Source organism: Sphingobium sp., assembly GCF_035511395.1.
In the GTDB taxonomy this organism is placed as follows: domain Bacteria; phylum Pseudomonadota; class Alphaproteobacteria; order Sphingomonadales; family Sphingomonadaceae; genus Sphingobium.
The window spans coordinates 37,723-61,810 of the sequence record NZ_DATKFP010000199.1; the positions used below are offsets into that span (position 1 = coordinate 37,723).

General features: G+C 62.8%; 24 protein-coding genes, 1 tRNA gene and 1 pseudogene. 20 read left to right on the forward strand and 6 right to left on the reverse strand.

Annotated features, from left to right (window positions below; all coding sequences use genetic code 11):
• Positions 1-5 precede the first annotated feature (5 nt).
• From VMR39_RS13710 to VMR39_RS13730, 5 genes are all read left to right on the forward strand, one after another.
• The gene (locus VMR39_RS13710; protein WP_325416550.1) at positions 6-836 is read left to right on the forward strand and encodes a cytochrome c oxidase subunit 3; all 831 of its coding nucleotides are present in this window, start codon (positions 6-8) and stop codon (positions 834-836) included.
• A gap of 90 nt (positions 837-926) precedes the next feature.
• Positions 927-1,574, forward strand: coding sequence for an SURF1 family protein (locus VMR39_RS13715; RefSeq protein WP_325416551.1), 648 nt, complete (start codon positions 927-929; stop codon positions 1,572-1,574).
• 44 nt (positions 1,575-1,618) lie between these two features.
• Complete coding sequence (gene thrC, locus VMR39_RS13720) at positions 1,619-3,019, forward strand: threonine synthase (protein WP_325416552.1); 1,401 nt, start codon at positions 1,619-1,621, stop codon at positions 3,017-3,019.
• A gap of 81 nt (positions 3,020-3,100) precedes the next feature.
• Positions 3,101-3,970: a class I SAM-dependent methyltransferase gene (locus VMR39_RS13725; RefSeq protein WP_325416553.1), complete on the forward strand. Its 870-nt coding sequence runs from the start codon at positions 3,101-3,103 to the stop codon at positions 3,968-3,970.
• A gap of 58 nt (positions 3,971-4,028) precedes the next feature.
• Positions 4,029-4,583: a hypothetical protein gene (locus VMR39_RS13730; protein WP_325416554.1), complete on the forward strand. Its 555-nt coding sequence runs from the start codon at positions 4,029-4,031 to the stop codon at positions 4,581-4,583.
• A gap of 762 nt (positions 4,584-5,345) precedes the next feature.
• Here VMR39_RS13730 and VMR39_RS13735 read toward each other — a convergent pair.
• The gene (locus VMR39_RS13735; protein WP_325416555.1) at positions 5,346-6,857 is read right to left on the reverse strand and encodes an acetyl-CoA hydrolase/transferase family protein; all 1,512 of its coding nucleotides are present in this window, start codon (positions 6,855-6,857) and stop codon (positions 5,346-5,348) included.
• A 113-nt stretch (positions 6,858-6,970) separates the two neighbouring features.
• Here VMR39_RS13735 and VMR39_RS13740 point away from each other — a divergent pair, with 113 nt between their 5' ends.
• Together VMR39_RS13740 and VMR39_RS13745 are read left to right on the forward strand one after the other, a co-directional pair.
• The gene (locus VMR39_RS13740) at positions 6,971-7,861 is read left to right on the forward strand and encodes a LysR family transcriptional regulator (protein ID WP_325416556.1); all 891 of its coding nucleotides are present in this window, start codon (positions 6,971-6,973) and stop codon (positions 7,859-7,861) included.
• A gap of 68 nt (positions 7,862-7,929) precedes the next feature.
• Positions 7,930-8,790, forward strand: a complete 861-nt coding sequence (locus tag VMR39_RS13745) for a hypothetical protein (RefSeq protein WP_325416557.1) — start codon at positions 7,930-7,932, stop codon at positions 8,788-8,790.
• Positions 8,791-8,828: 38 nt separating this feature from the next.
• Here the strand turns inward: VMR39_RS13745 and VMR39_RS13750 are convergent, their stop codons facing one another.
• The 3 genes from VMR39_RS13750 to VMR39_RS13760 all read right to left on the reverse strand — a co-directional run bounded on the left by VMR39_RS13750 (position 8,829) and on the right by VMR39_RS13760 (position 9,885).
• On the reverse strand, positions 8,829-9,104 hold the full coding sequence (locus tag VMR39_RS13750; protein WP_325416558.1) for a 3TM-type holin: 276 nt from the start codon (positions 9,102-9,104) through the stop codon (positions 8,829-8,831).
• Entirely contained in the window at positions 9,101-9,646 is a 546-nt protein-coding gene (locus VMR39_RS13755; protein WP_325416559.1) for a glycoside hydrolase family 108 protein, read from the reverse strand. Before VMR39_RS13755 ends, VMR39_RS13750 begins: the two co-directional genes overlap by 4 nt.
• A gap of 162 nt (positions 9,647-9,808) precedes the next feature.
• Positions 9,809-9,885 (reverse strand) — tRNA-Pro (locus VMR39_RS13760).
• Positions 9,886-10,070: 185 nt separating this feature from the next.
• On the opposite strand from VMR39_RS13760, the gene yajC reads away from it, so the two are divergent.
• From yajC to VMR39_RS13805, 9 genes and pseudogenes are all read left to right on the forward strand, one after another.
• Positions 10,071-10,406: a preprotein translocase subunit YajC gene (gene yajC, locus VMR39_RS13765; RefSeq protein ID WP_325416560.1), complete on the forward strand. Its 336-nt coding sequence runs from the start codon at positions 10,071-10,073 to the stop codon at positions 10,404-10,406.
• An 8-nt stretch (positions 10,407-10,414) separates the two neighbouring features.
• On the forward strand, positions 10,415-12,013 hold the full coding sequence (gene secD / locus VMR39_RS13770) for a protein translocase subunit SecD (protein WP_325416561.1): 1,599 nt from the start codon (positions 10,415-10,417) through the stop codon (positions 12,011-12,013).
• Positions 12,014-12,033: 20 nt separating this feature from the next.
• Positions 12,034-13,020 carry a protein translocase subunit SecF gene (secF, locus tag VMR39_RS13775; RefSeq protein WP_325416562.1) on the forward strand — a complete coding sequence of 329 codons (987 nt, stop codon included), beginning with the start codon at positions 12,034-12,036 and terminating at the stop codon, positions 13,018-13,020.
• A gap of 8 nt (positions 13,021-13,028) precedes the next feature.
• The gene (locus VMR39_RS13780; RefSeq protein WP_325416563.1) at positions 13,029-13,424 is read left to right on the forward strand and encodes an Mth938-like domain-containing protein; all 396 of its coding nucleotides are present in this window, start codon (positions 13,029-13,031) and stop codon (positions 13,422-13,424) included.
• A gap of 92 nt (positions 13,425-13,516) precedes the next feature.
• The gene (locus VMR39_RS13785; protein ID WP_325416564.1) at positions 13,517-14,941 is read left to right on the forward strand and encodes a M20/M25/M40 family metallo-hydrolase; all 1,425 of its coding nucleotides are present in this window, start codon (positions 13,517-13,519) and stop codon (positions 14,939-14,941) included.
• Between the two features lie 179 nt (positions 14,942-15,120).
• The gene (locus tag VMR39_RS13790; RefSeq protein ID WP_325416565.1) at positions 15,121-16,239 is read left to right on the forward strand and encodes a Ppx/GppA phosphatase family protein; all 1,119 of its coding nucleotides are present in this window, start codon (positions 15,121-15,123) and stop codon (positions 16,237-16,239) included.
• Positions 16,236-16,913 carry an RlmE family RNA methyltransferase gene (locus tag VMR39_RS13795; RefSeq protein WP_325416566.1) on the forward strand — a complete coding sequence of 226 codons (678 nt, stop codon included), beginning with the start codon at positions 16,236-16,238 and terminating at the stop codon, positions 16,911-16,913. The genes VMR39_RS13790 and VMR39_RS13795 overlap by 4 nt, the downstream gene beginning before the upstream one ends.
• A gap of 48 nt (positions 16,914-16,961) precedes the next feature.
• Positions 16,962-17,192: pseudogene (locus VMR39_RS13800) on the forward strand (magnesium chelatase domain-containing protein); the annotation flags it as partial.
• Positions 17,193-17,641: 449 nt separating this feature from the next.
• Positions 17,642-18,097 (forward strand): hypothetical protein, encoded by a 456-nt coding sequence (locus tag VMR39_RS13805; RefSeq protein WP_325416567.1) that lies wholly within the window; start codon positions 17,642-17,644, stop codon positions 18,095-18,097.
• Positions 18,098-18,610: 513 nt separating this feature from the next.
• Here VMR39_RS13805 and VMR39_RS13810 read toward each other — a convergent pair.
• Complete coding sequence (locus VMR39_RS13810; protein WP_325416568.1) at positions 18,611-18,913, reverse strand: helix-turn-helix transcriptional regulator; 303 nt, start codon at positions 18,911-18,913, stop codon at positions 18,611-18,613.
• 325 nt (positions 18,914-19,238) lie between these two features.
• Here VMR39_RS13810 and VMR39_RS13815 point away from each other — a divergent pair, with 325 nt between their 5' ends.
• The 4 genes from VMR39_RS13815 to VMR39_RS13830 all read left to right on the forward strand — a co-directional run bounded on the left by VMR39_RS13815 (position 19,239) and on the right by VMR39_RS13830 (position 23,598).
• Positions 19,239-19,853, forward strand: a complete 615-nt coding sequence (locus tag VMR39_RS13815; RefSeq protein WP_325416569.1) for a hypothetical protein — start codon at positions 19,239-19,241, stop codon at positions 19,851-19,853.
• Positions 19,854-20,595: 742 nt separating this feature from the next.
• Entirely contained in the window at positions 20,596-21,819 is a 1,224-nt protein-coding gene (dcm, locus tag VMR39_RS13820; protein ID WP_325416570.1) for a DNA (cytosine-5-)-methyltransferase, read from the forward strand.
• Positions 21,820-21,822: 3 nt separating this feature from the next.
• Positions 21,823-22,275 (forward strand): DNA mismatch endonuclease Vsr, encoded by a 453-nt coding sequence (locus VMR39_RS13825; protein ID WP_325416571.1) that lies wholly within the window; start codon positions 21,823-21,825, stop codon positions 22,273-22,275.
• Positions 22,276-23,598, forward strand: coding sequence for an MvaI/BcnI family restriction endonuclease (locus VMR39_RS13830; protein ID WP_325416572.1), 1,323 nt, complete (start codon positions 22,276-22,278; stop codon positions 23,596-23,598). It begins immediately after the preceding gene.
• Between the two features lie 52 nt (positions 23,599-23,650).
• Here the strand turns inward: VMR39_RS13830 and VMR39_RS13835 are convergent.
• The coding region (locus VMR39_RS13835; protein WP_325416573.1) for a hypothetical protein at positions 23,651-24,088 on the reverse strand (438 nt) is incomplete at its 5' end.

A 24,088-nucleotide genomic window follows, 5' to 3' on the forward strand; every position in this document is an offset into this window, starting at 1 on the left:
AGGTCATGGCAGGCGCGAAGAATCACGATTATCATATCCTTCCACCCAGCATCTGGCCGTTGTTCGGTTCGATGTCCGCCCTCGTCATGGCGCTGGGCGCGGTCATGTGGATGCACCCTGACGCGCTGCCCGCCGGCGGTGGCTGGATCTTCCTGATCGGCCTTGCAGGCGTGCTGTTCACCATGTTCAGCTGGTGGGGCAACGTCATTGCCGAAGCTCATGCCGGCGACCATACGCCGGTCGTTCAGCTGCATCTGCGCTACGGCATGATCCTGTTCATCGCGTCGGAGGTGATGTTCTTCGTCGGCTGGTTCTGGGCCTTTTTCGACTTTTCCCTCTTCCCCAGCCAGCTCGCGCCGATCGAGGGGATGTTCCCGTCCAAGGGCGTGGAGGTGATGAACGCGTTCGAGCTGCCGCTGCTCAACACGCTGATCCTGCTCTGTTCGGGTACGACCGTCACCTGGGCGCATCATGCGCTGATCCATGGTGATCGCGACGGCCTGATAAAGGGACTGTGGTGCACCATCATCCTGGGCGCGATCTTCTCGTCGGTGCAGGCCTATGAATATGCCCATGCCCCTTTCGATTTCGGCGGCAATCCCTACAGCTCGGCCTTCTACATGGCGACCGGCTTCCATGGCTTCCACGTCCTGATCGGTACCATCTTCCTGACCGTGAACCTGGTTCGCGCCTATCAGGGGCATTTCACCCCGCGCCAGCATTTCGGCTTCGAAGCCGCTGCCTGGTACTGGCATTTTGTCGACGTGGTGTGGCTGTTCCTGTTCGTCGCCATCTATGTCTGGGGCGGCTGGGGCGCGCCGGTCCATGGCGGCTGATCCGACCGGATCGCACTGACGGGATAGCGGCCGGGGCGTTACGTTCCGGCCGTTTTCTTTTGCCCGACCGATCGCTACCAAGGACCGGCCATGACCGATCAGCCTGCCAAAGCCCGCATTCCCCTGATCCCGACGATTCTCGTCGGGCTGGCGGTGCTGACGATGATTGCTCTGGGCGTCTGGCAGCTACAGCGCCGCGCGGAAAAGGCGGAAGCATTGGCGCTCGCCGCCGCCAATCCCGGCCGGCCCGCCGTCGCCTTCCCCAAATTGCCGCCGGTCGAAACCGACATCCTCTTCCGCCCCTCCTCGGTCCATTGCCTGACCGTCGTCAGTTGGCAGGTGGAGGCAGGGCGCGCCGCCGATGGTAGCACCGGCTATCGCCACATCGCCCATTGTTCGACCGGGGCCGAGGGGCCGGGCGTGCTGGTCGCGGTCGGTGTCGGCCAGAAACCGGACGACAAGCCCGCATGGACCGGCGGCCAGGTCGCAGGCTGGATCAGCGAGGAGCCGAACCATCGCGCGCTGCTGACGCGCATCGATGGCAAGGCGCCGCCGCTCCGCCCGATGCTGATCGCCCGGCAGGCACCCGCCGGCCTCAAGCCCGTCGCGCCGCCCACCGCTGCCGACCTGCCCAACAACCATCTCGCCTATGCGGTGCAATGGTTCATCTTCGCCGCCGTCGCGGTCATCATCTATATTCTCGCCCTGCGTCGCAGGAACGCCACAAAAGCCGCCTAAACGCTTGCTCCCCGGCCCGGCTGGCGCTACCGCGCTTTCCCATTATGCAATATCAGAGCACCAGGGGGAGCGCGCCCGCGCTCGGGTTCGAGGATGTGACGCTGGCTGGGCTGGCGTCCGATGGTGGCCTGTATCTGCCGACCAGCTGGCCGGCCTTTACCGCCGACCAGATTCGCGCCCTTTCCGGCCTCTCCTATGTCGAAACCGCCGTGCGCGTGATGGCGCCCTTCGTCGCCGGTTCGCTGACCGAGGATGAGCTGCGGGAACTCTGCACTGCTGCCTATGGCCGCTTCAGCCATCAGGCGGTGACCCCGCTGGTCCAGCTCGACCATCAGCACTGGATGCTGGAACTGTTCCACGGCCCGACGCTGGCGTTCAAGGATGTTGCGCTCCAGCTGCTCGGCCAGCTGTTCGAGCGCTTCCTGTCGCGTCGTGACGATCATCTGACCATCGTCGGCGCCACGTCGGGCGACACTGGTTCGGCGGCGATCGATGCCGTGGCTGGCCGGGCGAAGATCGACATCTTCATGCTCCATCCCGATGGCCGCGTGTCGGACGTTCAGCGCCGCCAGATGACCACGGTGCGCGCGCCCAACGTCTACAACATCGCCATCGACGGCAGCTTCGACGATGCGCAGGCGCTGGTGAAGGCGATGTTCAACGACGCCGACTTCAAGAGCCGCTTCAACCTGTCGGCCGTGAACAGCATCAACTGGGCGCGACTGATGGCGCAGGTCGTCTATTATTTCTACGCCGCTGTACGCCTGGGCGCGCCCGATCGTGAAGTCGCCTTCTCCGTCCCGACCGGCAATTTCGGCGACGTGTTCGCGGGCTATGTCGCGGCGCAGATGGGACTGCCGGTTGCGAAGCTGATCGTCGCCACCAACGTCAACGACATTCTTCACCGCGCGCTGGCCGAGGGCGACTATAGCCAGGGCCAGGTCGTGGCGACCGCTACCCCCAGCATGGATATCCAGGTCAGCTCCAATTTCGAGCGGCTGCTGTTCGCTGCCGGCGGCCGTGATGGCGTCGCGCTGGCCGAGCAGATGCGCGCGTTCGAGGCGAGCAAGGCCATGCGCCTCACCAATGCCCAGCGGGAAGGCGCGTCGCGGCTCTTCGCCTCCTCGCGAATCGATGCCGACGGCATGACAATGGCGATGCGCTGGGCCTATGACGCGGCCGGGCAGGTGATAGACCCGCATAGCGCGATCGGTCTGGCGGCGGCACGCGAAGCGGGTGTGGATGCGTCCATCCCGGTGGTGACGCTGGCGACCGCGCATGCGGCCAAGTTCCCCGACGCGGTCGAGCGCGCGACCGGCACCCGCCCGCCGCTGCCGGCGCGCGTGGGCGACCTGTTCTCGCGCGAGGAAGCCTATGCCAAGCTGCCCGCGACCTTCGAGGCGATCACCGCCTATGTCGCCGAGCGGGCGACGCCGCGGGGCTAGATAAAAGATCCGTTCGGTTCGAGCTTGTCGAGAACCGGGCGCGTGACGGTTCTCGACAGGCTCGAACCAAACGGGATTGTTATGGAACTCAAGACCCTCATCGGCGAACCCTGGTCGGATTATGGCCTGCTCGATTCGGGCGACGGCCGTAAGCTGGAGCGCTATGGCCGCTTCCGCTTCATTCGCCCCGAACCGCAGGCGATGTGGAAGCCGGCGACGACCGACTGGCGCGCCGATGGAGAATTCATTCCCGGTTCGGACGAGGATGGCGGTGGCCGCTGGTATTATGACCAGCCGGTGCCGGCGGAAGGCTGGCCGCTGCATTGGAAGGAAGTCACTTTCCAGTCGAGCTGCACCCCCTTCCGACATCTGGGCTTCTTCCCCGACATGGCGCCGATCTGGGACGATCTGCGGTCCGCCATCGCCGACAAGCCGGATGCCGAGGTGATGAACCTGTTCGGCTATACCGGCGTCGGCACGTTGGCGCTGTCGGCGGGCGGGGCGCGCATGGTCCATGTTGACGCGTCGAAGAAATCGGTGGCCCAGGCCCGCGCCAATGCCGCGCTGTCGGGCATGGAGGACAGGCCGGTCCGCTGGATCGTGGAGGACGCGGCGAAGTTCGTCGCGCGCGAGGTGCGTCGCAATCGCCGCTATGACGGCATCTTGCTCGATCCGCCCAAATATGGCCGTGGTCCCGATGGCGAAGTCTGGCGGCTGGAGGAGGATCTTCCCGGCCTGATCGCCAATTGCCGCGCACTGCTCGACGCCGACAGCCGTTTCCTGTTCCTGACCGTCTATGCGGTGCGGATGTCGGCGCTGGCCATCGGCGAACTGCTGCGCCAGGCCTTCGCCGACCTGCCGGGCACGGTGGAGGCGGGCGAATTGGCGGTGCGGGAAGAGGCACGCGGCATCGCCCTGCCGACAGCCATCTGGGCGCGCTGGCGGCGCTGAGCATCGCCTCGCCCTTTTCGGGTTGAGCGGCCCGGCATGGTCCGGCATGACTAGGTCCATGCGTTTCTCCCCCGCCCTTGCGGCTGCTTCGTCCCTGATGGTCCTGCTTGCATCCTGCGTCGGTCCGCCGAGCCGACCGCCGGCCCCCGCGCGCCCGACGCCCGCGCCGCGTCCAGTGGCACCCGCCCCAGCCCCAGCCCCGGCACCGGCCGCCACGCCTGCGCCGCCCGCCGCCAACTGGGAGGACAGGGCGCTGACGCCGGGCAATTGGAGCTATCGTCAGGACGCGGGCGGCAGCGCAGCGCTGTTCGGCACGCCCGCCCAGCCGCTCTTCACCCTGCGCTGCGACCGCGCCACCCGCCGCATCACCGCGCTGCGCGCCGGGGCCGGGCAGGGCGCCATGGTGATCCGCACCAGCTATGGCGCGGTCAACTGGCCCGCGACGGTCGATGCTGGCGCCCAGACCGTCGCCGCGAGGAGCGCGACCGACAGCGTGCTGGACCAGATGGCCTATAGCCGCGGCAAGATCGGCGTGGAGGTGCAGGGGCTGGCGTCGCTGGTCCTGCCCGCCTGGGCCGAAGCCGCGCGGGTGATCGAGGATTGCCGAACCTGAGGGGGAATTTCGACGCGCCTTGGTCGACGCGCGAGCGCATAATTATGATTCCAAAAAAGAAAAATACAAGGCTTGAAGATCGGCTCCGTCTGATTCACATTTCGGTTCATGGACGGATGAAGGGGTGATCCAGCTCCGGCCATAGGGCTCAACAAAGCGAAAGGAGGTGATCCGATGTCTCATGGTTCAGCAATGGGGTCGGTCAAGTCCATTCGGGAAATGCGCCGCTGAGCGACGCCTTAGCGTCGATCCCCTGTCACAGCCTCTGAGCGCCAATACACAGGCACCTATCTCAGACCCAGTCTGCTGACGGGCGATAGCGCGACACACATTTCCCCTGGGCGGCGCTTCCGGCCGCTGACCATGTCAATGATGGGCCGTCGGGCATGTCCCGGCGGCCCCTCTCATGTTTGCGTGGCGTATTTGAGTGGTTTCCTGCCATTCCCCTCCCGCTGCGGGAGGGGCAACAAGACTTGCGCGCGCAGCGCGTTGGTCGCAGCGGAGTAGGCGCTCGCGACGTCCAGCCCACCCCCTAGCCCCTTCCCGTAAACGGGAGGGGGAACTGTCCACTCTTGGTCGATAGCTGACCACATCTACCTGCTCGTCCGCACCACGCCCCCCAAAAAAAAGGCGGACCTGCGTGTGCGCTGCGCAGGCCCGCCGGGCATGATGCGGTCAGGGACCGGCAGAGGGGTTGCCATGTCCCAGCTCCATCCTGGATGTGCAGCATCCGGCCCAAGGTCGCTTTGGGCCGAACGATGCCTATACCCGCATCGTGCCTGTCTCGATATAGCGCTGGTGCCAGGCCAGCGCCTCGCCCGGCAGCATCGGCGATTGCAGGCCGAAACTGCCCTTCAACGCCCGCGCATAATAATCCTCCAGCATCGGTCGGAAATCGGGGTGGGCGCAGTTGGCGATGATGACCTCCGCACGCTGGCGCGGGGCGAGGCCGCGCAGGTCGGCCAGACCCTGCTCGGTCACGATCACCTGTACATCCTGGTTGATATGGTCGACATGGCTGCAATGCGGCACGATGGCGGAAATCGCGCCGCCCTTGGCCGTCGAGGGCGTCATGAACACCGACAGATAGGCGTTGCGGGCAAAATCGCCCGAACCGCCGATGCCGTTCTGGATGCGTGACCCCATCAGATGCGTCGAATTGACGTTGCCATAGATGTCCGCCTCAATGAGGCCGTTCATCGCGATGCAGCCCAAACGCCGGATCAGTTCGGGATGGTTGCTGATCTCCTGTGGGCGCAGGACCATCTTGTCGCGGAAACGGTGCATGTCCACATTGAGCCGCGCGGCGGCCTCCGGCGACAGGGAGAAGGCGGTGGCGCTCGCCATGCGCAGCTTGCCCGCTTCCAGCAGGTCCAGCATCCCGTCCTGGATCACTTCGGTATAGGCGACCATGTCGTCGAACGGCGCGTCGATCAGGCCGGTCAGCACGGCATTGGCGATATTGCCGACACCCGACTGCAAAGGCAGCAGAGAAGCGGGCAGGCGGCCCTTGCGCACTTCATGGCTCAGGAAATCGAGCAGATGGCCCGCAATGGCATGGGCGGTTGCGTCCGGCGGAGAAAAGGGTGCATTGCGATCGGGTGCGTCGGTTTCCACCACCGCGATCACCTTGTCCGGATCGCAGCGGAAGGTCGGCTGACCGATGCGCTGGTCGGCGCGGACGAGGGGGATGGGCACGCGATGCGGCGGCAGGGCGGTGCCGTAATAAATGTCGTGCATCCCCTCCAGCGCGGGATTCTGCCAGCGATTGACCTCCAGGATCACGCCCTTGGCGCGATCGATCCAGGTCTTGTTGTTGCCGACCGAGGCGGAGGGGATAAGGTCGCCATCGGGGGTGATCCCGGTCACTTCGATCACCGCGACGTCGAGTTCGCCGAGGAAACCCTGCCACGCCATCGGCGCGACCTGGCTCAGATGCATGTCGAAATAGTTCATCTCGCCGCGATTGATGCGTTCGCGGGCAATGGGATCGCTGTTGTAGGGCAGGCGGAACTCGACGCCGTCTGCCTTGGCCAGCGCGCCGTCCAGTTCCGGGCCGGTCGATGCGCCGGTCCAGATCTTCACGCGGAAGCGGTCGCCAGCCTGATGCGCGGCGGTCATGCGATCGGCCAGCGCCAGCGGCACCGATTTGGGATAGCCCGATCCGGTGAAGCCGCTCATGCCGACGGTCATCCCGTCCTTGATCAGGGCTGCGGCATCCTGCACGGAACGGCTTTTGGCCGCCAGTCCGGCATGGGCGATACGATCGGTCATTTTATCCTCTCCACATGGCGGTCAACCGGGCCGCTACGCGCTTTCCGTTCTGGCTTTTCGGGCCGCGACACAATAGGGATTGGTCGCACAATATTTGTGCAGGGACCGTGCAGATGTCCGATCTTCTGGTCGCAATGCGGACATTCGTCCGTCTCCATGAAGTACCCAATTTCTCGCGCGTGGCGCAGGAACTGCACGCAAGCCATACCACGATCGCCCGGCGGCTGGATCAGGTGGAAGCGCATTTCGGCGTGCCGCTATTTCATCGCACGACGCGCCGTCTGGTTCCCACGGCGGAGGCTGACCGGCTGCTCATCCATGCCCGCGCCATGCTCGACGCGCTCGACGCGGCGGAGGCGGATTTCGGTCCGGCGAAAAACCAGCCGCGCGGGTTGGTGCGGGTCGGGCTGACGACGGCGCTCGGCCTCCATTATGTCGAGCGGCTGGGGACGTTGACCGCAAGCCATCCCGGCCTCCAGATCGATTGCGCCATGACCGACTGGCAGCGCGACGTGGTGGAGGATCGCCTGGACCTCGCCCTGCGCGTGGGGCCGGTGGCGGACGACAGTCTGGTGGTGCATCCGCTGGGGCAACTCGCGCGGCGGCTGGTGGCGCATCCTGACTATTTGGCGCGTCATGGTATGCCGGCATCGGCCGACGACCTGATGGCGCATCAATGCATCGCCTATGCCTATGGCGACATGCCGGCGCGCTGGATGATCGACGGGCGGGAGCGGCTGGTGGCGGGCGTCTTTCGCTCCGACAATAGCGAGGCGGTGCATCGCGCGGCGCTTAGCGGTCTCGGCATCGTGCTGCTCCCGGCGATCCGCGTGGCGGCGGACATGTCGGCGGGGCGATTGCTGCCGCTATTGCCCGACAGCGCCATCGCCCCGCTCGACATTTTTGCGGTTCACCCTTCGCACCGTCGCCTGCCGCCCCGCGCCCGGCTGGTGCTGGACTTCATGAAAGCCAATTTTCCTGGTGAGGATGTTCAAGGGAAATAGCTATTGTCTTCTCTGGGATGACACGCTTCCATGTAAGAGCCGAGTTGCGCCCCCACCGGAGTATCATCATGCGCCCATCGCCCTTGTTGATCCTGACGCCTATCCTTCTCCTTGCCCCGCCGGCCATGGCCCAGACGCCGCCCGACGTCGCCGATCTGGTAGGCGCAAAGGGGGCAGGGGGCGAAACCCAGTTGCAGGCGCGGGGCTATCGCTTCGTGCGGGTCCAGACCGGGGACGATCGCAAATGGAGCTATTGGTGGAATGCGGAGCGGCGCCAGTGCCTGAGCGTCGCCACTTATGACGGCCGATACCAGTCTATTACAGACAGCCCGGCGCCCGATTGCGGAGAAGCGGTGCGGGCACATCGCGACGACGGCCATGATGGGAAACGTGACGAGCGCGGAGCGGGCTATCATCCCGACATCGGCTATGGCCGGCCCCAGCCCGGCCGCGAATCGCCCAGCTATGCCGCGCCCGATCAGGCGCCGGTGATGGTCGATGGCCAGCCTGTGGATATGGGCCTCGTCTGCTTCGGCGATGGGCAGCGCCCCGGAGTCGCCAACAGCTATGGCTGGACCTGGGATCACGACCGCAAACGCTATGTCTACGGCAATCGCGTCGAAATGACGGCGCAGCAGTTCGACGCATCGGTGATGCTGCAATTCTGGCCGGGTGGCGGGCGGATCAAGCTGCCCAGGAAGCTGGTGCCGCCCATTCATTCGCGCGGCACGGAGGATGGCTGGTGGGACGTCTATAATGTCTCGATGCAGCCCGACCGCATCAGCGGCGAATATCGGCTGAACGGCCTTAACAAACCACGCATCCTGATCAATCGGGTAAGCGGCCAGATCAGCATAAACGGTACGGGCGATTATGCGTTCCGGGGCAGCTGCGATACGGTGGACGCGGCGGCCCACCGGCGTTTCTGAAGCAAAGCGGGCGGAGCATCCTGCCCCGCCCGCCTCATTCAGCGTTCGACCCCCTTGGCCTTGCCCCATGCGCGCGCGGCGGTGTAGCCAAGATAGCCGGTGCCGAAGAGCGCATAGAGCGGTTCGGGCAGTGCATTGAGATAGGCCCGCATGCCCGCGATGATCGCCCCTGCCGTCTCCGGCCGGCCGCCCGCGATCAGGCCCATCGGGATCGACCAGAGCAGCAGGGCATACATGACATAGAGGAAGGCGGGCCGGGCGCGCATCGCCCAGGGATCACATTCCTCCGGTGCGGTTTCGATCGTGCTTTTCATGGCTGACCGATCCGGTTGGCAAGCCAGCCATAGAGGAAGGCTTCGTTGGCAGGGCGGCTTTCGGCGAGGGCGATATAGCGTTCCCCCTGCAACGCCTCGATCGCCTTCAGCAGCACCCTGTCGCCTGCCGCCCCGCGCAGCGCCCGGAAGGCCCGGAGCGCAGACAACGTGCGCGCGCCAAGAATGCGATCGACCTTGAGGTCGGGATAGTCTTTCTGGTTGCGGTTGAGCGCATTGAGTGCGCGCTGGAGGAAACCGGTCGATGTCGCGACGCCCATATTGACCGCGGTGTCGAACAGTTCCGCCGCAATCGGCCAGCTTGTCTCCGCAACGAAAGCATAGCCGGGCTGGTCCCAGTAGAGGCGGCGATAGATATTTTCCGCCACGCTGCGTGGCAGCGCCTTCATGTCGCCAGGATAGCCATTCGCGCGTGCCACCGTCTGGGTAATGCCCATATTGGTCGGGCCACCGCGGTCGGCTGGGTGGTCGCTATAACCGCCTTCGCGGGCGATCACCTCGTCGATCAGGTCCGAAATGTCCATTTGTCCGCCTCCTGCTGTCGAAAGAGGCGAATCATTTATCCCATATGGTTCGCTGTAGGACAGCGAAAATATGCTGACCGGAATGAGCGACGGAAATTGCTGCGGAGAGGGCAGAAAATAAAAATGCCGCTGTCTGCGCTGAGCAGAAAGCGGCATTTTTCTTGGTCGGGACGAGAGGATTCGAACCTCCGACCCCCACACCCCCAGTGTGATGCGCTACCAGGCTGCGCTACGTCCCGACCGGAGGGCGCCCAATAGAAGCCCCGGGCAAAAGTTGCAAGCGCTCAATCGCAGCTCTTTTAACGGCTGGACGGAATCCCTATTCATATTGCCTCGCCGGGCGCATCTGTGGTAGCCGCCCGCCCTTGATCCGTGGGTGCCTCTGGGCGTCCCGCGACCGACAGAAAACAAGGCAGTCCCACCCATGTTCATTACCCCAGCCTTTGCCCAGACCGCGGGCGGGCAAGCCTCCGGTGCCGGCGTCCTGGTGCAGATGGCGCCGCTGGTCCTGATCTTCGTGGTCTTCTATTTCCTGCTGATCCGTCCGCAGCAAAAGAAGCTGAAGGATCACAAGACCAAGATCGATGCCGTGAAGAAGGGCGACCAGGTCGTCACCGGCGGTGGCCTCGTCGGCAAGGTCGTTCGCGTCGACGAAATCTACGCCGATGTCGAACTGGCGCCGGGCATGAAGGTCAAGGCGGTCAAGTCGACCCTGACCGACGTGATCGATCCCGCCACCGCCAAGCCCGCGAACGACTGAGCGGCATCATGCTGAACTTCTCGCGCTGGGCGGTCGCCGCGATCCTCCTGCCGTTGGTCATCGGCGTCCTGTGCTCCGTGCCGACCTTCCTGCCGGAAGCCACCGTGGCCAGGCTGCCCGGCTTCATGCAGACGCGCGTCAATCTGGGTCTCGACCTTGCCGGCGGCAGCCATCTGCTGCTCGAAGCGTCGACCCAGGATGTCGCCAAGCAGCGGCTCACCAATATGGAGGAGCAGGTCCGCACCGAACTGCGCCGGGGTGAGCCGAAGATCGCGATCGGTGACATCTCCGGGCGCGACGGGAAACTCAGCTTCATGGTCCGCGATCCGTCGCAGGTCGATGCCGCCGTAGAGCGCATCCGTCCGCTGACGCAGGGCGCGGGCCTGACCGGGCAGCGCGACTTCAATGTCGAGGTCGTGAACAGCTCGACCATCGTCATCACGCCGACCGATGCCGGCATCAACAACGCGGTCAAGAGCGCGATGGAAGTCGCGACCGAAGTGATTCGCAAGCGCATCGACGAGATGGGCACGCGCGAGCCAACCATCCAGCAGCAGGGCGGCAACCGCATCGTCGTGCAGGTGCCGGGCCTTCAGGATCCCAAGGCGCTGAAGGATTTGCTGGGCCAGACCGCCAAGCTCGAATTCAAGCTGGTCGACATCAGCGCCAACCCCGCCGAAGTGGCGCAGGGCCGCGCGCCGGTCGGCAGCGAAGTCCTGCCCTATCCGAACAACCCGACCGGCGTGCCGGTGATCGCAGTGAAGCGTCAGGTGATGGTGTCGGGCGAGGATCTGACCGACGCCACGCAGGGCTATGGCCAGAGCAATGAAGCGATCGTCAACATCCGCTTCAACGGATCGGGCGGCCGCAAGTTCGGCCAGGTGACATCGCAGAATGTCAATCGCCCCTTCGCCATCATCCTCGACGGCAAGGTGCTGTCTGCGCCCAACATCAACGAGCCGATCCTGGGCGGCAGCGCACAGATCGCCGGCAGCTTCACTGTCGAAAGCGCCAACCAGCTCGCCATCGCGCTGCGCTCGGGCAAGCTGCCCGTCGCGCTGACCGTGGTGGAGGAGCGCACCGTCGGGCCAGGCCTTGGCGCCGACTCGATCCGCGCGGGCCTGATCGCCTCGATCATCGCGGTGGTCGCGGTCGCGGCCTTCATGTTCCTGAGCTACGGCCGCTTCGGCATCTATGCGAACATCGCCGTCGCCATCAACGTGCTGGTCATTCTGGGCGTGATGGGCATTCTCGGCGCGACGCTGACCCTGCCCGGTATCGCCGGCTTCGTGCTGACCATCGGTACGGCGGTCGACGCGAACGTGCTCATCTATGAGCGCATCCGTGAAGAGCGGCGGCGCGGGCGCGGCGTGGTGCAGGCGATCGAGTTCGGCTACAAGGAAGCCAGCCGCACCATTTTCGAGGCGAACGTGACCCACGCCATTGCCGGCGGGATCATGCTCGCGCTGGGCTCCGGGCCGGTCAAGGGCTTCGCTATCGTTCTGCTGATCGGTATCGCGACCAGCGTGTTCACGGCCGTGACCTTCACGCGCCTGCTCGCCGCGCGGTGGGTCCGCACCAAGCGCCCGACCGAAATCATCATCTGACGGGGCGGGAGAGAAAAATCATGAAACTGCTCAAGCTTGTCCCCGACAACACCAATATCGGCTTCGTCGCGATGCGGAAATGGGCGTTCGCGCTCACCGCGTTGCTGACGGTGCTCGCGGTCGGCGCGACGCTGCACAAGGGTCTCAATATGGGCGTCGACTTTGTCGGCGGCCTGATGATCGAAGCGAAATTCCCGCAGGCCGTGGAAACCGACAAGGTCCGCACCACCATCGGTCGCCTCGGCGTGGGCGAAAGCTCGCTCCAGCAGTTCGGCGATCCCAAGACGGTGCAGATCCGCCTGCCGCTACCCGAACAGGGCGGTGCCGGTGCGGCCAATACGGTCGTGGAAAAGACGCGCGCGGCGATGACGGCGGAATTCCCCGGCGTCACCTTCTCCCGCTACGATACCGTATCGGGCAAGGTGTCGGGGGAACTGATCCAGACCGGCGTGCTGGCGGTGATGCTGGCGGTGATCGGCATCGCGATCTTTTCCTGGTTCCGCTACGAATGGCAGTTCGGCGTCTCGACGTTCGTCGCGATCATGCACGACGTGCTGATGACACTGGGCTTCTTCGCCGTCACCCAGATGGAGTTCGACCTCAACATCGTGGCGGCCGTGCTGACGATCGTGGGCTATTCGATCAACGACAAGATGGTGATCGACGACCGTATCCGCGAGAATATGCGTAAATATCGCAAGATGGACATGAAGGCGCTGATCGACCTGTCCGTCAACGAAACGCTGCCGCGCACGGTGATGACGTCGCTGACCATCCTGCTGGCGCTGGGTTCGCTGCTGCTGTTCGGCGGTCATGTGCTGCGCGGCTTCACTGCCGCGATGATGCTGGGCGTCGTGGTCGGCACCTATTCGTCCATCTATGTGTCCTCCTCGCTGTTGATCTCGCTGGGGCTGACGCCCGCCGCGGCGGAGAAGAAGGCGACCAAGAAGGGCTATGCCGGCAATGCCGAGCGCGTCGGTCCGCGCGACGACGGAGCGCGGCCCTGACCGGCGCCATGTCCAGAGATGGGGGCATCAAGCTGCGCCGGGACGATGATGGCCAGGGGCCGATCGTCACCGGTTTCCAAGGCCGGGGCTTCCGGGTGCGCGACGACGTGTTCCCGGACGGCCTGCTGCTCAGCCCCGTCCGCGCGCTGGCCTGGATCGATGCGCCGATGGTCGACGCGCTGACGCTGGAGGCGCTGGGCGACCTGTTCGACATCGATCCGCGGCCGGAATTTCTGCTGCTCGGCACCGGTGCGAACCTGCGCCAGCCGCCGCGCCCTTTCGTCCGCGCGGTCGAGGCGCTGGGGATTGGCGTCGAGGCGATGGACAGCCGCGCCGCCGCCCGTGCTTGGGGCGTGCTGCGCGCCGAGGAGCGGCAGATCGTGGCGGCGCTGCTGCCGCTCTAACCCCATATGCCACCGCTATGGGAGAGGAGGCCTTGCCCTCCTCCGACGCTTTGGCCAATGTCGCCCCCTCATTGAACCGAGGGGGCTTTTTCATGTCATTCCGCCGTCCCGCCGCTGCCTTCGTCGCGGCGCTGCTTGTCACCACCAGCGCCCATGCCGCGACCCCGGACGCGCAGGCGAGGGGCGGCGAGGCCGAGTTCCGCGCCCTCTACAAGGAACTGGTCGAAACCGATTCGAGCTGGCCGGACGGCAGTTGTACCATCGCGGCCGAACGCATGGGCGCGCGGCTCAAGGCGGCGGGCTTTGCCGGCGAGGATGTCCAGATCGTCGTCGATCCCGCGCACCCGAAGGAAGGCAATCTCACTGCCGTTCTGCGCGGCAGCAATGCGAAGCTGCCCGCCGTCCTGCTGCTTGCCCATATCGACGTGGTTGCCGCCAAGCGCGCCGACTGGGAGCGCGACCCCTTCACCCTGATTGAAGAGGGTGGCTATTTCTACGGGCGTGGCACCTCCGACGACAAGGCGATGGCGGCGGCCTTCACGGACCAGATGATCCGCTACAAGGCAGAGGGCTTTAAGCCCAGGCGCACGATCAAACTGGCGCTGACCTGCGGCGAAGAAACCGAGAAGGCGCTGAACGGCGTCGAATATTTGCTGAAGAACCGGCCCGATGCGTTGAAGGCTGGCTGGGCGCTTAACGAAGGCGGCGGCGGGTCGCTGGACGAAACAGGCAAGCCCGTGAGCCAGGGTGTGCAGGCGGGTGAGAAAGTCTATCAGGACTTCACGTTCGCCGTGACCGCGCCGGGCGGCCATAGTTCGCGCCAGACGCCGCATGTCAATGCGATCGGCTGGATGGCGACGGCGCTGGCACGGGTCAACGACTATGACTTCCCGGTCGATCTGACCCCGGCGGCCAAGGCCTATTTCGGCGCATCGGCACCGCTCTATCCGGGCAAGGTATCGGAAGCGATGGCTGCCATCGGTGCCGGCAAGGCGGCCGAGGCGGATTATGCCGTGGTGTCGGCGGAGAATGCGAGCTGGAACGCGACCCTGCGCACCACCTGCATCCCGACGCTCATCTCCGGCGGCCATGCGCCCAATGCCCAGCCGCAGTCGGTGACGGCCAACGTCAACTGCCGCATCATTCCCGGCGAGAGCGTCGATGCGATTCTCCAGCGGCTGAAGGATGTGGCGGCCGACCCCCGAGTCAAGGTGACGCTGGCCGATCCGCCCCAGCCCAAATCCTCCGCTCCCGAACTGACGCCCCAGATCATGGGACCGATCGAGGCGCTGACCAAGGAGATGTGGCCTGGTGTGCCGGTAATCCCGCGTCTGGCGACCGGGGCGACCGATGGGCGCTTCACCAATGCTGCGGGGATCCCGACCTATGGCGTGTCGGGCATGTTCGCCGATCCGGACGGACAGGGCGTCCATGGCCTGAACGAGCGCATCCGCGTGAAATCGTTGATGGACGGTCGCGCCTTTCTCTATCGACTGGTCAAGACCTACACGAATTAAGAAAATGCGCTGAAGCGCGCATTTTGAAGCCGCTGGTGCCACATCACTTCCAGACAAGCGGGGAGCCGTCCGCGACAGGCGGTGGCCCCCTCCTTGCGCATCGGTCCGTATCTGCTTAAGCATGATGGCAAGTTCCGGTCCCGTCTTTGGGACTGGCGAGTGCAGAAGTGAGTTACGGCATGGTGCAGCAAAGCCGCCCATCGCCGCAGAGTTCCGGCCCGGCCGGCCGTTACGCGGGCAAGCGCGCCTGCTCCGGTCCGGGAGAAGGGAGCAAGGCTGCGGCCATTCCTCCCCCGTCGAAGCAGCGGGGATTTGCGCTTCCCGGCGCACGCGAGCGGCGATCCTATGCCGCGATCGACCTTGGCACCAATAATTGCCGGCTCTTGATCGCGAAGCCTTCGGCGGACGGCTTCATCGTCGTGGACGCCTTTTCGCGAATCGTCCGGTTGGGCGAAGGGCTGGCCGCCACTGGTCGGATCAGCGACGCCGCGATCGATCGCGCGATCGCCGCCTTGTCCGTCTGCGCGGACAAGCTGCGCCGCCGGCATGTGACGCTCGCCCGCTCGGTCGCGACCGAGGCCTGCCGTCGCGCCTCCAACGGGGCCGAGTTCATCCAGCGCGTCTACAAGGAGACCGGCATCGCGCTCGACATCATCAGCGCGCAGGAAGAAGCGCGGCTGGCGGTGCTGGGCTGCCATGCGCTATTGGAACCGGGCGACGGCCCTGCGCTGATCTTCGACATTGGCGGCGGATCGACCGAACTGGTGCTGGTAGATGCTCATGGGGATGGCGCGCCGCGCATCGTCGATTGGGTGAGCGCGCCTTGGGGCGTGGTGTCGCTGACTGAGAGCGAGGCGTTCGAGCATGACGATCCCGCCGAACGGTTGGCCGCTTATGGTCGGATGCGCGGGCGGGTATCCGAAGCCTTTTCCCCGCTGGCCCGTCGCTTGCCGAAGGCGGCGGAGGGCATCCGCCTGCTCGGCACGTCGGGCACGGTGACGACGCTGGCCAGTCTGCATCTGGGGTTGCCGCGTTACGATCGACAGGCGATCGATGGGCTGATCGTGCCTTGCGAATCGATGCGCTCCATCTCCGACCGGTTGTCGGGCATGGGGCTGGCGGATCGACAGAAGCTCCCCTGCATAGGCACGGAGCGCGCCGATCTGGTGGTGGCGGGCTGCGCCATTTTGGAATCGATCCTCGACATCTGGCCGGCCGAGCGACTGGGCGTCGCCGACCGGGGCATTCGGGAAGGCATATTGCGCGGGCTGATGGACCGCGACGGGAGAGTGATGTGAGAGGCAGTGGCGCCGGCAAGGTGCGGGTCAAGTCGGCCAAGGGGCGCACGGCGCAGTCGGTACGCTGGCTGGAACGGCATTTGAACGATCCCTATGTCCACAAGGCGAAGCAGGAAGGCTGGCGCAGTCGCGCCGCCTTCAAGCTGATCGAACTGGATGAGAAATTCCATTTCGTGAAGGGATCGCGCGCGGTCGTCGATCTTGGCGTCGCACCCGGCGGCTGGGCGCAGGTGGTGCGCAAGATGGCGCCCAAGGCGGCGGTCGTCGGCATCGACCTGCTGCCGGTCGATCCGATTCCGGGCGTCACCCTGTTCGAAATGGACTTCATGGACGACAAGGCGCCCGGCCTGCTGCGCGACGCGCTGGGGCACGAGCCGGATCTGGTGATCTCCGACATGGCGGCCAATACGGTCGGTCATGCCCAGACCGATCACCTGCGCACCATGGGACTGGTCGAGGCCGCGGCCTTGTTCGCGGTGGAGAATCTGCGCAAGGGCGGCACCTTCGTCGCGAAGGTCTTTGCCGGGGGCACGGACGGCGATCTGCTGGTCATGCTCAAGAAGAATTTCACGACGATCAAGCATGCCAAGCCGCCGGCCAGCCGCAAGGGCAGCGTCGAATGGTATGTCGTGGCGCAGGGGTTCAAGGGGCGGCCGGAGCAACCGGTCGAATGATCCTGCTGCGGTAAACTGCTTCTCAACTGAATTGGGGGATTCAGGACTTTGGTCGCTACGGTTTCGACGGTTGCCTATCTGGGGCTGGAGGCGCGCGCGGTGGAGGTGCAGTGCCAACTGGTGCCCGGCCTCCCCAATTTCATCCTCGTCGGCCTGCCGGACAAGGCGGTGGCCGAAAGCCGCGAGCGAGTCCGCAACGCCATCGCCGCAATCGGCCTTTCCCTGCCCCCCAAGCGGATCACGGTGAACCTGTCCCCCGCCGACCTGCCGAAGGAAGGCGTGCCTCTCACGTTTCTCAAACCTATCAATTTGGGTTAAGGTATCGGAAAACCCTGATTTTTTTGATACCGTCGAATTGATAGGCTGCCATAAAATCTGAGCGACCAGGGAAGTTCGAATTTTATATTCGAACTTCCCTGGTCGCAACCGCCGAAGGCGGCACTTCCTTAGCGCCACACGTCAACGTGTGCGACAGGGCCTGAGGGGGCTGAAGACGGCTCCTACGCTACCGTCTGCGACGAGCTCCATGGCTGCCACTTTGTCATCCACGCTACACATCAGGTGTCTGATGCCGCTCAAGAGCAAACAAAACTTGTGGCAGGCGGCATCGCAGACGCGAGATGAGGCAGCGACTGAGCGGGTTTTGTTGTCGATCAACGTCGGCGGTTGCTTTTCTCATTTTGGGACATTGAGAGGTCTGGCCGCAGATGCTCTCTTTAGCGACTAAGATGGCACTCGAACTTTTTGAGGTTTTCGACATGCTAGACCTAATTCAGATAGTCTCATCTACAAGCAATGATATCGCGCTGAAACAAGTCGAAAAGAAGTTGTTGGAGTCTGATTTTAAGGTGATAACTGTCGACGCTGGCGGACAAAATGATATTCTCGACTCTGGCGCGAAGATGATTGAGCAGATTGTTGAGAACTCTATCAATCCGACGCAAGTGCAAATTATTTTAGCAGATTCTTTGGACAGATTGATGCGATCCGACGCACTTGCGGCGAGTTTGGGGAGAGATATGTCTGACCCCGCCGCTTACGGCGGATATCCGCCAGTCTTGGTTGTTGTTGGTTCTCCCAAGTCTGCGATCACCCGTCCGAACGTCTTTTCAATCGATGAATTCGTCGATCTTGAACTCGGCCAACTGCGTGACCTGTTTAATTCGGATGACAGCGAACAGTAGCAGGAGCCGGACGGTCAGGGGCGACAGCTAACCTGATCCAGGAGAAGTACCTGTCGTCCCGCAACCTCCCGTTTCCATGTGGGGCGGGGTAATTCGCGCAGCACTTGTTGCGGTTCCCGCGTCAGATGCCATGGATAAGATCGCCGATTTGCCCTGTCGCGCAATTTCGATTTGCCGATCGGCGATCTCTTTGAAGTCAGGAGGATTGCACTTCCTAAGAGGTGGCAGGGCATCGCTTATCTCCAGCGACTAGCCATAGATCACGACAACGATTGTGCCGCCGGCTCTCTTGCGCGCCTTATTCCGCCGGAAGGCCAACGAAAAGTTTCGGGCACAGCCAAAATCGAAAGCCTGACAGCAGGCTTCCACAGGCGCTAAGTCGGCAGTTCATGCATCCCACGCGCTCAAGCAGGCATCAGTTCTACTGCTGCCTGCATTGTCATTCGTTGAGCCGAAACCGAGAATTTTTGACGCGACGTTCCGCGCCGGCCCCGCTCAGCCCGCAGAATCAAGCTATGCTTGGGAGTCTTCAGGAAGAACGTCAACCGAATCAGGCTGACAATCTGTGAGCTCGATTTCTCCGAGGATCTCGGAAGGCTTCACACCCAAGCCAGCCGCTAAGGCAAATAGGACATTGAGCGAGATGTTGAGCTCCCCTCGCTCGATACGTCCGTAACGTGCGCGCTCCACGTTTGCGAGTTGCGCGAATCGCTCCTGAGAAACGCCTTTGGCTTCTCTAAGGCTGCGAATGGTCGCCGCGAGTTTCTTTTGGGCCGTGCTGTACACTTGGCCGTTCAACGAAATACTTGCAATCACGGCAACGCCATATATAGCCACGCCATATATGGCGCTATGTGTTAGCACGCTCGATAGGCAGGTCGGACCGACGCTTCCTAGAGAATAGCCTCACCCCCACGCTGGTTTGGGAAGGGGCGTTCATCGTGCTGATCGTCGTGGGCCGTAACGACTGTCGGCCATCGCTTCGAAAAGCCGACGCACCGGAAATTTGTGGGAGGCTCGATTTGAATCTCGTCGCGGACACTTCTCAAGACAAAGGCCTTGCACATGCATCGTGGGGGCGCTCCTTCTGTTTGGCATTCCTGATGCCTGAGGCGACGCGCCGCACACTCAGGTCCACCCGATGAAGACCGACTTTCTAAGTTACGAGTACGTGACGTCGCCTTTCAGACCGGATTGGGTCGGAGCATTGCCTCCGGGCGCAAAGATCGGCCTAATAACTGTGAGAAAAAACAGTCAGCGGCTTGTCTCGGAAATCAGTTGGGGGACGCTCGACGATGCTGGAAGCGTAACTTCTGGAACCATCACCATTAAGTGGAAGAACCTAGAGGCCAATCCGACAAGTGAGGCGGAAAAGCTCCGCGTCTATCGGAATGCCGCGAACGCCCTCAATCGGCGCCTCCGCGGTGTGATCATAGAGAAGACCGACTATCGACCACGTAGTAGCCCAGAGACGTTATTCCATGAGGAGGCCCAAGTTAAGCCTTCTTGGCTTCGCGCGGTAGGCGACGCGTATGCACTCTTTGACGAACTTCGGATTGAGGTGGCTGAAGGCATCGGCTTCAAGACCTTCCTTCGACGACGGACGGAGAGTACCGCAGAGGGGCAGATTATCGCCATGCTGGAAGCGTTTCGCACCCTTCGCGAATTTCGCCGGCAAATCACAGCAGAGGTATTTGCTCCGGATTTCAAGCGAGCAAAGCCGCCAAAGAATTTCAGCGACGTCATTCCGGGATGATGGTCGTGCGGATAGAAATTTGGCCTGGCGGTGACGAACAGGCTGCTTTCGAGATCGGTCGCATGGATGTAGCCAACGTCGGCACCATTGCGGATGTCGGCGCCTATGCAGCCTCCGTCACCCAGAGGGCGACGCCAATAATTGGCGTGCCGAGTTTCGTTCGAAGTGTAACGGTCGCATCTCATCCGCGAGGGGATGGTCCTTGGGCGCTGGTTGCCAGGGTTCTTTGCGAAGCCTCTCGAAAGCCACCCAATAATCCGAAATCGTCCATCGATGTCTAGCGCAGGTAAGAACCACAGCTCCAAGTCTGGCGAATATGACGCCGACCTCGATGATTGGACGCCCGTCTACTCGACAGCATGTTTCGATCCAGCTCGGCTCCAAGTCCGGCTCGTGGGGTTGATTTCAAACGATCGCCGACAGCGATTCCCCGATGGCCGATGCGTTTGCACCTCCCCGGTTCGTTCTTCACTTAGCGCAATCGCCGAGGGCGCAATCGTGCGCACGGACAATACGCGCTACCGGTTGCTGAAGCGCAGCATGCGGGTCGCATTCATAACGGAATAATGCATGCCTCGGCGGTTATAATGAACAACCATCTCATCAAAATTCAACTGCCGGGCTTCCCGGCGCGCCTGTCGCCTGCTAGCTTGCCTGTGAACATAAATAGAACATTTGTGGGTCGCGCCTTGCAATCTGGGTCGAATGGCGACACTATGTCGCAAATCGTCCCAGAGGTATCATGCAGAACGAATTCGCAACGCTCCGTGCACAGGCAGGCATTTCTATCGAGGAGCTGGCGAACCGTCTGGGCTATAGCCCTCGTCAGCTATACCGGTGGGAACGGGGCGACGGCACGCCCCGGCGCGCCGCGCTGAACATGCTCCAGAATATGGCCGGCGGATCGGCAACCGGCTTCGGTGAGAGCCGCTTCAATTTCATCGACCTGTTCGCAGGGATTGGCGGCATCCGGAAGGGATTTGACGCCATCGGCGGGCACTGCGTGTTCACGTCGGAATGGAATAAATATTCCCAGCAGACCTATGCGGCAAATTTCCGCGATAATCACACACTGCATGGCGACATCACCATCATCAAGACCCATGAGATTCCTGACCATGATGTGCTGCTGGCCGGCTTCCCCTGTCAGCCATTTTCCATTGCGGGTGTTTCGAAGAAAAACTCTCTGGGCCGCCAGCATGGTTTTCTGGATGAAACGCAGGGCACATTGTTCTTCGATGTGGCGCGCGTTTTGAGGGACAAGCGGCCTGCCGCCTTCATGCTGGAGAATGTCAAAAATCTGACCAGCCATGACAAGGGCCGGACCTTCCAGGTGATCCTCAAAACGCTGACCGAGGAGCTCGGCTACAAGGTCTGGCACAAGGTGATCGATGCGAAGCATTTCGTGCCTCAGCACCGCGAGCGTATTGTGATCGTCGGCTTCCGGGAGGAAGTGCAGTTCAGCTGGGACGATCTGGACCTGCCGGAGAAGGGCTCGGTGAAGCTGAAGGACATCCTGCATCCCGGCGATGGGACGGAGAAAGCCGAAGGGGCTTACACCCTTGGCCCGGACGCGATCGTCAACGGGAAATATACGCTGACCGACAAGCTCTGGCAGTATCTTCAGGGCTATGCCGACAAGCATAAGGCTGCAGGCAATGGCTTCGGTTTCGGGCTGGTGACGCCGGACGATGTGGCCCGCACCCTGTCGGCCCGCTATTATAAGGACGGATCGGAGATCCTCATCAGTCAGGGCAAAAAGATGAACCCGCGCCGCCTGACCCCGCGCGAGTGCGCCCGCCTGATGGGCTATGGAGACGATTTCCGCATCCCGGTATCGGATACGCAGGCCTATAAGCAGTTTGGCAATTCGGTCGCCGTTCCGGTCTTCCATGAAGTCGCCCGGATCATGCAGCCGCATATCCAGTCTCTGGTCGAGGCAGGGCAGCAGCGCGAAGCTGCCTGAGATTTGGCAGACGTTCACGACCCGGCGACCCGCAGTCGCAATATGGCGGCCATCAAAGGCAGTCATACAAAGCCTGAAATGCAGGTCCGCGCTGCCCTGCATGCAGCGGGCCTGCGCTACAGGCTTCACGTAAGGGATCTGCCGGGCAAACCCGATCTGGTTTTCCCACGCTGGCGGGCCGTCGTTTTTGTGAACGGCTGCTTCTGGCACCACCATGATTGTCACCTGTTCAGATGGCCATCCACGCGGGAGGATTTCTGGCGAGCGAAGATCGGGCGGAATGTGGAGAATGACAACCGCGCGGTCGGCGCGCTGCTGGCCTCCGGCTGGCGGGTCGCCACGGTCTGGGAATGTGCGCTGAAGGGCCGGACCCGGCTCGACTTTCCCGAGGCTATGCAGCGCCTGGTCGCGTGGATAAGGTCGTCGGAGAAGTCTATGACTGTCAGGGGCGGATAATTGGTCGCATCACTGGGGCAATTGCTGGATCTGATGCGCCATCATGGCGCTCACCGCATCTACGCAAAACATCTGTCGCCCAACGATAATTCGAAGAACCAGGTATATCTCGGCGGCGGCTTCGCGGCGCTGAACGTCATCCCGCATGGCGAGGTCTATACTGATGCCTCTGAAAAGGCCGGCAGCGTGCGCGACCGTGCCAAGGCCGATGTCGAATTTTACTGGGTCAATGAAGCAGGCAGGCACCGCGCGCCCGACGCGAACCTGATCCTCTATCCCAAGTATCCTGAAGTGCGGATGTCCGGCTTTCTGAAGGGCTGCAAGGCGGCGCCCTCAAAGCTCCTCACGGTTCGCGACGAGGGGCGGGCCATGTTCTTTGGCGTGACCCGTGACGGTGTCGTACTGGGCTATGTGACGGATGCTGATAACCCGATCACAAAGGAACTGGCGGCGGGCGCCTGGCCGATTCTGGGCGTCTTCATCGAGCTGCCGCTCAGCCTCGACCAGCCTGCTGATCCAAAGACGATCCTGCTCGATGAGCTGCGCCGCGTTTATCAGCTGAACTGGATCATGTCCCAGAAGCTGGCGAAAGACGGCACGAAGGTGCCCTACGCGGCCCGCAACGGCGGCGGCTACACTCTTGAGGCCGAGCTTGGCATTACCCCCAACGGCTACGCAGAGCCGGACTTCATGGGCTGGGAAGTGAAGCAATATGGCGTGAACAATTTCACGGCGTTCAGGCCGAAATCGCCGGTAACTCTCATGACGCCGGAGCCGACCGGCGGTATCTACAAGACCGAGGGCGTGGCGGAATTTCTGAAGCGGTTCGGCTATGCCGATCAGAGCGGCAAGGAAGATCGCTTCAATTTTGGCGGTCGCTACGATTGCACCCGCGACCACCATCATCTGACCGGCTTGCGCATGACGCTGACGGGATATGATGCAGCGAGCAGCAAGATTGCCGATATCGACGGAGGCATGGCGCTGGTCAATGCGATCGGCGAGGTCGCCGCATCCTGGACGTTCAAGGGCCTGATGGCGCACTGGAACCGGAAGCATGCGCAGGCTGCTTATGTGCCCTCGCTATCCCGCACACCGCCGCCGGAATATAGCTATGGGGCACAGGTTCTCCTCTGCGAGCAGACCGATTTTCTGCTGTTCCTCAAGGCCTTTGCGACAGGGACGGTCTATTATGATCCGGCCGTTAAAATCGAAAAGGCCTCGTCGGCGAAGCCGGACATCAAGCGGCGGAGTCAGTTTCGGGTCGCCCATGCCGATCTGACGCAGCTTTATCAGCGGAATGAAACCGTCGTTCTGATCTGAATAGCCTCCTGCCAAACTTTAAGAGCATCTTTTTTGAAGAAGGCGATCCAGTTCATTTAACGCGATCTACATGTGCTCGCATGTTAGGAACCGAACACATTACGCGGGCGATGTCGTCAGAGCTGCCAGCCAGTTCTAGCAAAACGTTCGCACGGCTTGTGGCAACATAAATAATCTCGGGATCCCGAAGTCCCTCGAGACCGATCACGAAAACACATGGCCGCGACAAGCCCTTGAAGCGGCGTACGGTATCCACGACAACGCAGTTTTTGGAGACTGTATCGGCACGGCAAGCGCGTACGCCGCCAATGTTGTCGCCAAGGTTCAGAGAACCTGACGCATCCAGAACTGCGATGTCGCTAGGTTGGAGCTGGCCTGATGTTGTCAACGTGCGAACACGGTCGGCGACCACCTTCAACGCGTGCTCTCGTGATTTGCACTCGTGAATGGCAACCAGTTCACCTTCTGGGCCTGCAGGCGTCGACCGCTT